Raw genomic sequence first — 11,114 nt, 5'->3', positions numbered from 1 at the left:
GGGAAGCCATTGCCATCTCCGTAACAGGGCAGTGAGAAACCAGTCCGGCTGAATTTATTGGCGGAGGGGTTCACTGAGGCAAGGCTTCGGCGAATACTGAATCCAGATTTTGGTGCGATCGTCGTGTTGCTTCTCCTCTCCGTGGCAGTTCAAACAGTGCGTCTTGAGAAATGCAATCGGACCCGAGGTCTCGCCATCACCAGCGTCTTCCGAGGCCGAAGCGTTGGCACTGCCAATCAATGCAGCGCCCGCAAATGACACCAAGATGCCGAGTCTTCGTAATTCAATAGCCATAAAAAGCGGTTCAGATTTGCTAGTCATTTTCTAGGAGAAATTATCCAAAGTTCCTGTGCTCGTTCCGAATTGGTCAACCTCCAATCCGAAACGCTGAAGCATCGTCAAGTAGAGATTGCACGCCGGCGTCTTTGAGTGTTCCTTCGCCGAGTAAACCTTATGCTCTCCATGCCTGAAGCCTCCGCCCGCCAACATCAGTGGCAATTTCACATTCGAATGCGAACTAGCATTGCCCATCCCGGAACCTGACAAGACCATCGTTTGATCGAGCAAGCTCCGACCCTCCTCAACCTTGACGGCATCCAAAGATCTGATGAAATCCGCCTGAGCCTTGGCCAGGAAGTCCTCAACCTTTCGCAACTGAGACAAACGAGTCTCATCTCTCCCATGATGGGTGAGCGTATGGTATCCCTGATCGACACCGTCAATTCCCGAGGACCCATCCCATTCCGAGATGGCGTACGAAACTACTCGCGTCGAATCGGTCTGCAGCGCCAGCTTTATTAATTCGTAGTAGAGCGGAACCTTTTCAACAAAATGGATCGGCATCGGATCAGGCAACCGGAAGTCCACAACGGGTTTTGCGGTGTTCAGCCAATCCTCCGACATGTTCAGACGTTTCTCCACTTCCCTGATTGACGTGAAGTATTCGTCCAGCTTATCCAGATCTTTAGGGTTAAGACGCTTCTTCAATAAGGCCGCGTCATCCATCACCACATCAAGGATGCTGCTGTTCAATTTGTTCGAACGTGCCAAACGCTTTTTCTGGCTCTCGCTGGTTTCTTGAAAAAGCCCATCAAACACCTGCCGCAAATCAGTGATTGGAGGAGCCGGCACGCCGTTCCGCGTCCACGACATCCGCGTCCACGACTTGATTGACTTCGCCCCACCAATGTCCAACTGCAGCGAAGCAAACCGCGTATCGCTTCCCACATGATCTGCCGCCATTTGGTCGACCGAGACGTTGCGACCCGGGCGATCCTTGGCTTGATTTGCCAGCACTCCAGAAAGAAACGCATGCACGGCAGCATGACCGCCCTTCACGCCGGGATGGTCGAGATTGGAGAAGACCGTGAAGCGGTCTCTCATGTCCATGAACGGCTTCAGATAGCGTGTAGCGGTATAGTTCTTCCCGGCCTCGGAAGGGAAGAAGGCGTCGGGATTGATGCCGTAGTTGTAGCCGATGCACACCATCCGCATCTTGGAAGTTGCGGAAGCAACACTCGCCGCGTTGACGACAGGGCTCGCGATCGATTCAAGGAAAGGCAGGGCAATTGATGCGCCCGCACCTCGAAGGAATGTTCTCTTGTTGATTTTCATGATGGGCAAATTCTTTCCTGTCGATGTTTGACGACTTCGTCAATGACGGACCTGTCTTTCGCTCCCGCGCTAGCGAAAGTTGGACAGAAAGAATCACAGTTTTTGAAATTCGATCAAAAACTGGAGTAGTGGACGAGGCAACGAGTCCCCGCGTTTATGGACTCGTAGCCGCGTCCGCTACGTTTGCACAACTTGTACCTTTCTCACGCTCAAAGAAAGAATCTCAAGTATGGCGAACCATCCGAAATCCGACGCACCATCAACGCCAACTCGAGTAAATGGTAGTCACCCCACATGCTCGATTCGCTGTGGGAGACCTTCGAACCTTCGGGAACATGATCCCAGTGGTTGGGCCAGTGATAGATCGAGTGCAGCAAGAGCCCTTGATGATTCTGTTTCGTTGACAGATAGGGTTCAGCAAACAGAGTCTTTGCAACCGTCAATCCTGCTTGGTAATAGTTTCTACCCCTGTCAGTATTTCCAAGGTAGTTGCCCAATCGAATCAATCCTTGCGCCGCAATGGCGGATGCTGACGCGTCGACGGGTTCAAAATCGTTGTACGGCTCCGCTTCCCGACCACGCCAGTCTCCCATTCGCGACAATCCAGGTGCTCCGTCGTCCCAATAGGTGATTCCATCAAGCGTCGAGACGTCATGAATGTAATGATCGCAAGTTTCGACTGCGTTCCGCTCGTAGACTTTCATGACATCGGATTTGGCGATCCCGCAAGCCGATTGAAAGTCACTGGCGGGAATCGTTTCGAAGAACTCCAGTTCCTCGGCGAACCCCAACATCGCCCATGACAAACCTCGGGTCCAAGTACTGAAGGGACTGTAGCCCTGCTGCGTTGCACGCGAGCGAAACGCACCATCGATCCGATTGAATGTCCCTTCATGCGCGGTCCGACCGCGCACGTCATAGGTGTGTTCGCTATCGCCGTGAAAGACGATGCACTGACTGGTTGTCAAACCATGTAGAACGGATCGCTTCAAGAGGTTCGCCTCGCGATCCCCTTCATGCATCAATTTGTGACCAAGCTGCCAAGCAACCCCAAGGATTCGGGTGGTTCGCATCGTATCAATGAACAGCGAATGCGGCCCATTGAACGAGTAGATGTAGCCGAGCGCGGAAGCGTTAGCGGAGTGCTTTGATTTGACAGGAGGAGTGCCTGACCAACGCGATCCCTGGATCGCACCGGAGGCTGCAATCGCGTTGCTGTAAGTCATTTCTTCCCATTCGTCGGCGACGATTCGCGTCTCTTTGAGAAGTCGCAGTAGATTCCCGTAAGTCGATAGATTGTTGAAGCCATGGTCGTGAACCCCGACATGGGTCACGTGCGGGAGCATGTTGTCAATGGTGCGACGTTTGCCGAGCCCGATGAGCTTGTCGTCACCCAGGCCGTCACCCGCCAGAATCATGCAGCCGTATTGAAATCCTTGGGTCCATTCTGTCCAGCCCCGAGTCGCGTAGCTTCCATCGACCGTAAACACCGGGGTTCCCTTACTCGCATCCCACGTTCGATCGATCACTTCCGCTTTTTGGGCGGCAAGCTCCAGTACATGCTGGGTGTCAACGCGGAGGTCGGACGCAGTAAGTTGGTGATTAATCTGCATGTAGATTGATTACGCTGTCTTTCGTCGGCCTGCGATTGAGCGGCCCCGGTCGGGATTTCTCGCGGGAGGTATGTCGTCGAATGTTCGGTTGGGCGGTGCTGGCATGATCTCTCCTCCGCAGTCACTCAAATTGGACAGGAGCACGAGACAAATTTGAAAAAGATTTTCTTCGAAAGTCCAATTCCGACCAATGCGGGAGTGAACTGAGGGACAATGTCTTCCTCGAAATGCGATCCTGCATCGTTCCAACTATGTTCCGCGTACGCGGTGAACAAAGACAGCTCTGAATCAGGTTTTATGTCAACAAGAAAAATCCGATTGATCAGGCCGGTGCCACTTGCCGCGTTCCTGCTGCTTGCTTGCAACTATTCAGCCATGTTCGCCAGCGATCGCCCCAACGTCATTCTGATTATGAGCGATGATCAGGGCGTGGGCGATTACGGCTTTATGGGCAACACGGTCATACGCACCCCGGCACTCGATGCGATGCACGCGCGAAGCGGGTTTTTGTCGAGGTTTTACGTAAGTCCGGTTTGTGCACCGACTCGGGCGAGCCTCATGACGGGGCGATACAACTACCGCACACGCTGCGTCGATACCTACTTGGGCCGCGCAATGATGGACGCAGACGAAGTGACGCTTGCGGAGTGTCTACGAGACGCGGGCTATCGAACTGGAATCTATGGGAAGTGGCATCTGGGCGATAACTATCCCATGCGAGCCATGGATCAAGGCTTTCGAGAATCATTGTTGCACCGCGGTGGAGGAATCGGACAACCATCCGATCCGATCGGCGCGGAAGGCAAATACACTGATCCAGTGCTGTTCAAGAACGGCGAAGAAGTTGCGATGCAAGGGTACTGCACCGACATCTTTTTCGGCGCGGCAATGGACTTCATCTCCAACAGCGCGGCGTCGAACGAACCATTCTTCACTTATATCGCAACCAACGCTCCTCACGGACCTTTCGACGATGTTCCGACGGAATTGTACGAGGAATACAAAAACACCGATTTGTCGCCGCTGCTAGTCAGTCCGCTTCCCGAAAAGCGTCGCGAGGCTGAGTTCGACAAGCTGGCTCGGATTGCGGCGATGATCACCAACATTGATGACAACGTCGCGCGTTTGTTTGCAAAGCTCGACGAACTCGGAGTGACCGACAATACGATCGTCATCTACTTGAACGACAATGGCCCCAATTCGATGCGCTACGTTGGTGAAATGCGAGGCATGAAGACGCATGTTGACGACGGCGGCATTCGATCGCCCTTGGTGATGCATTGGCCGGCCAGGATTTCCGCGGGTACAATGTCGACCCAACTTTGTGCTCACATCGATGTGATGCCGACCATCCTCGACGCTTGTCAGGTTCCGTTACCAGCGTCACGCAAAATCGACGGTCGCAGCTTTCTTCCGCTGCTGACGAATGGGGACGCCGAGTGGCCAACGCGACAGGTCGTCTTTCAGGCACATCGAGGCAATGTCCCACAACGATTCAATCACTTTGCCATCCACGAAAATCCTTGGAAACTGGTTCATCCGAGCGGATTTGGAAGAGAACGAGTCGCGGGCGAAGCGAAGTTGGAGCTCTACAATCTCGAAGAAGATCCTCGCCAGTTGGATGATGTCGCGGCGAAGTATCCTGAGATCGCGCGACGCCTCACACAGGCCTATGAAGATTGGTTCGCGGATGTGAGTATGTCTCGCCATGACAACTTCGCGCCACCACGAATCGTTATCGGCACGGAACACGAACCGGAGACAGTGCTGACGCGACAAGATTGGCGGCACGTGAGCGGCCGACCTTGGGGAGGGGCCTCGAACGGGTTCTGGCTTTTGAACGCGTCACAGGCGGGTGAATACGAAGTCGAAATCATTCTCGATAGCGGCGACTATCCCAGTGGCACCGCGACCGTCACTGCGGGCAACGCGGTTGGCCAATGCGAGATCGTCGCCGGAAAACAACGCGGCCATCGAACAACCCTTGCCTTGCCCAAGGGAGATATTTCGCTTTCTGTTGAGCTGACGCTGGGCGAGCAAACGTTGGGGCCGCATCAAGTGGTGTTGACGCGATAGCATGATGTTTCCCACTGAAATCATCGCTCGTTTGAGACGCACACGCGTTGTTGCAGGATTTTCCGTTGATAAGGCCGAGCACGCGGTTCCGATCGCGAGGGCGTTGTTGGCCGGTGGAATCGATGCGATCGAATTGCTGCTGCGGACGCCTGACGGCTTGGCTGCCGTGGAGGCGATCTGTGCCGACGTACCCGAGATCTTGGTCGGTGTGGGAACGATCCTCACACCAGATACCATGAGAGACGTCAAGAACGCGGGTGCCGATTTTGGTGTCGCTCCAGGACTGAATGCAAACGTGATTCGTGCCGCAAGGGACGCGGGTTTGCCTTTTGCACCAGGGATCGCTACGCCCTCGGATCTGGAAGCTTCGATCGAATTGGGTTGCCGTTTCGTCAAGCTGTTCCCCGCCGAGTCTCTTGGTGGGATCGGTTATCTGCGAAGCATGTCGGCTCCGTACAGCCACCTTGGCATCGAATACTTCCCGCTCGGTGGAATTAACGCCGACAACATGTCAGCCTACCTAGCCGAACCAAACGTTGTGGCTGTCGGCGGGTCTTGGATTGTCAAGAAGGAACTGGTTGCCCAGGAAGACTGGACGGCCATCTCTGCCCGCGCCAAAGAAGTCACCCAAGCGGTCCAAATCGCTGACCAATGAAACACGTCCATTTTCAAGATTAACAAGCCACATGAATAACGTTGTCGTTACGTTCGGTGAAATCATGGGCCGTCTGGCCGCACCAGCCAATCTGCGTCTTCGACAGACGCGGCAATTCGATGTGATGTACGTCGGTGCGGAAGCGAGCGTTGCCGCGTCCATTTGCAACTTTGGTGGTGCCGCTCGGTTTGTGACGGCCTTGCCAAAGCACGCATTGGCGGATGCAACGATGGATTCCGTTCGTGCGTTCGGGATTGATACCCGGTATATCTTGCGAACCGACAAAGGACGCTTGGGTTTGTACTTTTTGGAAACGGGTGCCAATCAGCGTCCGAGCAACGTGGTCTACGACAGAGCCGATTCGGCGGTCTCGATGACCAGTGCGGATCAATATGATTGGGGCGCGATTTTTCAAGATGCCCAGTGGTTGCACCTGAGCGGCATAACCCCGGCGCTTTCAAGGATCGCGGCGGAAGCAACACTCGTCGCCGCGAGCAAAGCAAAAGACGCCGGCGCCACTGTGTCAATTGACCTGAACTTTCGCAGCAAGCTCTGGAAATGGGACGCGTCAAAGTCCCCTCGAGAATTGGCCCAAGAAACCATGAAGAGCATTCTGCCTTTCGTGGATGTCGTCATCGCCAATGAGGAGGACTGCCATGACGTGCTTGGGATCCAGGCGGGTGACACCGACGTGCATGCCGGATCGCTTGACACCTCTCGCTACCCCAACGTGGCACGACAAGTGGTCCAGATGTTTCCCAACGTTGGCAAAGTTGCAATCACGCTGCGGGAGAGTCTTTCGGCGACGCACAACAACTGGGGAGCGATGCTTCTGGATGCCGCGAGCGATCGCGCTGTCTTCGCGCCTGTCGATTCCAGCGGTGACTATTGTCCCTATGAAATTAAAAGCATCGTCGACCGAGTCGGTGGAGGCGATTCGTTTGCCGGCGGGCTGATTTTCGCGTTGACGACGCCTGAGCTGAGCGTGCCGCAAACAGCTCTGGGTTACGCGGTCGCGGCTTCCTGTCTCAAGCACTCCATTCAGGGTGACGTCAATCTTTCGACCCGCAGCGAAGTGGAGTTGCTCATGGGAGGCTCCGCCTCGGGACGGGTAGTTCGGTAGTGGACGAGGCCACGAGTCCTCCGTCAACGGACTCGTAGCCTCGTCCACTACAATTTCCAATTTTCTTCGAGAAAGTCTCAATCTTGTTGTCCAACTTCAAGTGGTCTGGGAGAGGACTTGGAGAATCCGTCCGCTCATCCATCGATATCCAGATCGCCGGATTGCGAACTCGTAGGGAATGAAAAGATGAAACGAATTGACCGACGCCAATTGCTGCGTGGTACCGGCGCGGTAGTCGCACTGCCGTTCCTTGAGTCGTTGGCGGTTACGAATCGTGCCATCGCGTCAGAAGGCGTAGCTGGTTCGACCGCCGATCAACCCCCAATGCGGATGGTATGCATCGGACTGGAATATGGCCTGTACCCAAATGACTTCTTTCCCTTGCAAACCGGACGCGACTACGAGTTGCCTCGGTTGCTGTCTCCTTTGGCAGCGTTAAAAAACGACTTCACAGTCTTCTCCGACTTGGACCATCCCGGCGTCGCTGGAGGCCACGCTGCGACGCATACGTTTTTATCTGGGATTCGCTCGGACCAAGCCAGCCAGTATCCCGAGGGTAATATATCGGTCGATCAAAACGCTGCCGAGTTCGTCGGAGCAGAAACTCGATATCAATCAATGCAACTGGGGCTAGGCGGTGGCGGTGTTTCTTGGACGCGAAACGGTGTGGAGATTCCAACCATTTCCAAACTGCAGACGATGTTCGACGCTCTGTTCTTGGAGACACCCCCGTCACATCGAAAGCAAAAAGCCAGCACTTTCGCTGTCAACCGAAGCATCCTTGATGTTGTTGGTGACGATGCGGCTGATTTGAGGAAGAGAATCAGTCACAGCGATTCGACGAAGCTTGATGAGTACTTCACTTCGATTCGTGAAGTTGAAAAGCGTTTACAGCAGTCCGAAGCCTGGCTGAATAGACCAAAGCCGAAGTCCGACTACAAGTTGCCCAAGCCTCTGCCGACCAGCTTCGCCGAGGAGGTTGCGCTCTACTATGACCTGATGAAACTCGCGTTGGAAACCGATTCGACTCGCGTCCTCTCGATGGCCATCCACGGATGGACAGGGGAATCCGGGCTCTCAGGTATCTCGATGGGATACCACAATCTGACGCACCACGGAAAAGACGAATCGAAACTTCAGCAATTGGCGGTGATTGAGCACTTCCATACGTCGCAGTTGGCAAGATTCTTGGAAAGCCTCAAGCGATCACAAGCTTCGCCAGATACGTCACTACTCGATCAGACCATGGTGTTGTTCGGAAGTGGACTCGGGAATGCGAGTTCTCATTCCAATCGCAAGTTGCCTCTGTTGCTGGCGGGTGGTGGCTTCCAACACGGCGAGCACAAGGCGTACCCAGAAGGCCATGGTTCGAAAGTACCCGCCTGCAATTTGTATCTATCAATGCTGCAGCGTTTTGGTATCGAGACAGATCGCTTCGGAACCTCGACGGGAACACTGGAGGGGCTGAGCTAGTGAGTTGGTCGCTTCTCTTTTGTAATCTGAAACGATTCGTCGCGATTGGTCTGGCGATCATAGCTTTGAAGCCTCACGTCAAAGCAGACGACACGCAGATTGACACGCTGGCTTACGTCAAGAATCACTGCGTGCGCTGCCACGGCGAGGAAGAACAGAACGCGGATCGCCGATTCGACACCTTGGTCGCGGACCTCTCGGAAAAGGAGACGGCCGAGCACTGGCAGGAGATACTGGATGTCGTCAATCTGGGTGAGATGCCTCCCGAGGATGAACCGCAACCATCCGACAAGGAAACCAAACAGTTCGTCGCCGCAGTCACACGGCAACTTGAACAAGCGCGTGAGTCACTATCAGGCATACACCAACAAGGATTTAGACGACTAAACCGTCAGGAATATCGCAACACGATTCGTGACCTACTAGGCGTGAATATCGAATCGTTCGATCCGACGTCGTCCTTCCCCGCAGATGATCGAGTCGACGGCTTCAGTAATCTCGGCGAGCACTTGGTTCTATCTGACTACCTGATGCAATGCTATCTGGAAGCAGCATCACAAAGTATCGACAAGGCAGTCCAGTCGCGGGCGGTTGTCGAACCCATCAACGAAATTCTGTCACCGAATGATTTCAGCAAGCGAAGGTTTCTGTTCCGCCCAGAGCAGAACTTCATCGTCAATCCAACCGGCCAATATGTCGATGTGGCGCACAGCCATCCAGATCGGGCAAGGCTTCATGCAAGACGTTTTCCCGGCGCTCCGGCCGACGGCTATTACACCATTCGCATCAAAGCCGAAGGTGTGAACCGCAAGCACCCCTATCCGCCGAATGAACTAAAGATTGATCCAGATGAACCAATCAAAATGGAGATCATTGCGACCGATCCGAAGTTGGCCCGACCCGGAGCTGGGCAGAACTCATCTGATCGCATCGTGGCAACCATTCCAGTTGAGGACCACGCGGCGAAGGTCTACGAGCTGCGGATGTGGTTGGACAAAGGATTCGTGCCCGTCATCCGCTATGCCAATGGGCCAATCGACTTCAGAGCATCCTTGGTAAGGCTGGTCAAAAAGTTCCACCCGGAGGCGAAGACCAGCAACTGGCTCGATGTTTTCTCAACGGAGCCCTCCGAGATACTCGACGTCTGGATATCCGACGCTTACGAAGGCCCTCGGTTGCGAGTCCACCAGATGGAGATTGCAGGTCCAGAACCAAGAGATGTCACGAAAGTTGACCTGTTGTCTGACCCAACTTCGAAATCCCTACCCCCTTTCCTTTATCTAGCCTTTCGTAGGCCGCCGCTGAATTCGGAGGTTGAACGTTACGAGGCTTTCTATCAATCTCGATTAGACGCCGGCGAGACTCGAAGAGTCGCGTATCTCACCACCTGCAAGGCCATCCTTTGCTCGCCGAGCTTTCTCTATATCGAGACACCGCCTGGAGCGGATGAGCGAGACGAGGATGACTATCGGCTCGCTTCGCGGCTCTCGTACTTTCTGTGGAGTTCGATGCCGGACGAACAACTGCTCCAAATCGCCGCCAACGGGACATTGCGCGATCCGAACGTGTTGCTTGCCCAGACTCGCCGCATGTTGGACGATCCCAAGGCTGAAGCGTTCATTGAGAACTTTACGAACAGTTGGCTGCATCTCAGCGAACTGGGATCAATGCCGCCCGACCCGCAAAAGTTTGAAAGCTATTATGACCGTCAGCTTGAGCCATTGATGCGGCGAGAGACTCAGCTATTCTTCGCGGAAGTTTTACAAAAGAACCTGAGCATCGATCATTTCATCGATTCCGACTTCACCTTCGCCAATCGTTACCTGGCGGCTCACTACGGTTTGCCGAAGGTCGCGGGGGACGAGTTTCGGCGAGTCCCACTACCTGAGCAATCATTTCGCGGAGGTTTACTCGGCCACGCAAGCGTGCTGACTGCAACTTCGAATGGAGTTGAAACTTCGCCCGTGACTCGCGGCATCTGGGTCTTGGAGAATATTCTTGGGTCACCACCTCCGCCTCCACCGCCGGATGTCGAGCCCTTGGAGCCAGATATTCGAGGCGCGACGACGATTCGAGAACAGCTCGCCAAGCATCGCAACGTTGCAACGTGTGCCGAATGCCATCGTAAGATCGATCCGATCGGCTTCGCTTTAGAGTCTTTCGATCCCATTGGCTCAGTTCGCCATCATTATTCTGGCAGCGATGGAGAGCCTACCAACAAGGTGGACACGTCGGGAATGTTACCGAGTGGCGAGTCATTCGCTGACATTGTCGAACTGAAGCAATTGCTGCTGAAGCAGAAGGATCAAGTCGCGAAGTGCCTAACGCAAAAAATGTTGACCTATGCACTCGGACGAGAACTTGGATTCCAGGACCGGCCAGTCGTTGAGTCTGTTCTGGACGCATTTGTCGAGCGAGACGGCGGACTCCGTGACCTTGTGGAATTGATCGTCACCAGTGACGTGTTCAAGGCAAATTAAGAAATCGAGTAATGACCTATGGCATGTAGCGCCCGTAACACGAAGAACCTCACCCCAGGGCTAAAGTACTGTCTTCTCTG

The 11,114-nt window shown here is 54.3% G+C and carries 7 protein-coding genes; 5 read left to right on the top strand and 2 right to left on the bottom strand.

Features of this window, described 5'->3' with window-relative positions; all coding sequences use genetic code 11:
• Positions 1–324 precede the first annotated feature (324 nt).
• Together Mal15_RS31495 and Mal15_RS31490 are read right to left on the bottom strand one after the other, a co-directional pair.
• Positions 325–1,614 carry a DUF1552 domain-containing protein gene (locus Mal15_RS31495; protein WP_147871359.1) on the bottom strand — a complete coding sequence of 430 codons (1,290 nt, stop codon included), beginning with the start codon at positions 1,612–1,614 and terminating at the stop codon, positions 325–327.
• 209 nt (positions 1,615–1,823) lie between these two features.
• Positions 1,824–3,227 (bottom strand): glycosyl hydrolase, encoded by a 1,404-nt coding sequence (locus tag Mal15_RS31490; RefSeq protein WP_147871358.1) that lies wholly within the window; start codon positions 3,225–3,227, stop codon positions 1,824–1,826.
• A 297-nt stretch (positions 3,228–3,524) separates the two neighbouring features.
• Between Mal15_RS31490 and Mal15_RS31485 the strand changes: the two genes are divergently transcribed.
• From Mal15_RS31485 to Mal15_RS31465, 5 genes are all read left to right on the top strand, one after another.
• Complete coding sequence (locus Mal15_RS31485; RefSeq protein ID WP_147871357.1) at positions 3,525–5,303, top strand: arylsulfatase; 1,779 nt, start codon at positions 3,525–3,527, stop codon at positions 5,301–5,303.
• Position 5,304: 1 nt separating this feature from the next.
• Positions 5,305–5,958, top strand: coding sequence for a bifunctional 4-hydroxy-2-oxoglutarate aldolase/2-dehydro-3-deoxy-phosphogluconate aldolase (locus tag Mal15_RS31480; RefSeq protein WP_147871356.1), 654 nt, complete (start codon positions 5,305–5,307; stop codon positions 5,956–5,958).
• A 31-nt stretch (positions 5,959–5,989) separates the two neighbouring features.
• Positions 5,990–7,081 carry a sugar kinase gene (locus Mal15_RS31475; RefSeq protein WP_147871355.1) on the top strand — a complete coding sequence of 364 codons (1,092 nt, stop codon included), beginning with the start codon at positions 5,990–5,992 and terminating at the stop codon, positions 7,079–7,081.
• Positions 7,082–7,267: 186 nt separating this feature from the next.
• On the top strand, positions 7,268–8,554 hold the full coding sequence (locus tag Mal15_RS31470; RefSeq protein ID WP_199773770.1) for a DUF1552 domain-containing protein: 1,287 nt from the start codon (positions 7,268–7,270) through the stop codon (positions 8,552–8,554).
• Positions 8,554–11,034: a DUF1592 domain-containing protein gene (locus Mal15_RS31465; protein ID WP_233903137.1), complete on the top strand. Its 2,481-nt coding sequence runs from the start codon at positions 8,554–8,556 to the stop codon at positions 11,032–11,034. Before Mal15_RS31470 ends, Mal15_RS31465 begins: the two co-directional genes overlap by 1 nt.
• The last annotated feature ends 80 nt before the right edge of the window (positions 11,035–11,114 follow it).

Source organism: Stieleria maiorica, assembly GCF_008035925.1.
GTDB classification, from domain to species: Bacteria; Planctomycetota; Planctomycetia; order Pirellulales; family Pirellulaceae; genus Stieleria; species Stieleria maiorica.
Note: the sequence above shows the minus strand (reverse complement) of the source record. Positions and strands in the feature narration are given on the sequence as shown.

Bases quoted from the DNA above. Each gene is read 5' to 3' on its own strand.
- Mal15_RS31470 (WP_199773770.1), top strand. From the start codon at position 7,268: ATGAAACGAATTGACCGACGCCAATTGCTGCGTGGTACCGGCGCGGTA.
- Mal15_RS31475 (WP_147871355.1), top strand. From the start codon at position 5,990: ATGAATAACGTTGTCGTTACGTTCGGTGAAATCATGGGCCGTCTGGCC.
- Mal15_RS31490 (WP_147871358.1), bottom strand. From the start codon at position 3,227: ATGCAGATTAATCACCAACTTACTGCGTCCGACCTCCGCGTTGACACC.
- Mal15_RS31485 (WP_147871357.1), top strand. From the start codon at position 3,525: ATGTCAACAAGAAAAATCCGATTGATCAGGCCGGTGCCACTTGCCGCG.
- Mal15_RS31480 (WP_147871356.1), top strand. From the start codon at position 5,305: ATGATGTTTCCCACTGAAATCATCGCTCGTTTGAGACGCACACGCGTT.
- Mal15_RS31495 (WP_147871359.1), bottom strand. From the start codon at position 1,614: ATGAAAATCAACAAGAGAACATTCCTTCGAGGTGCGGGCGCATCAATT.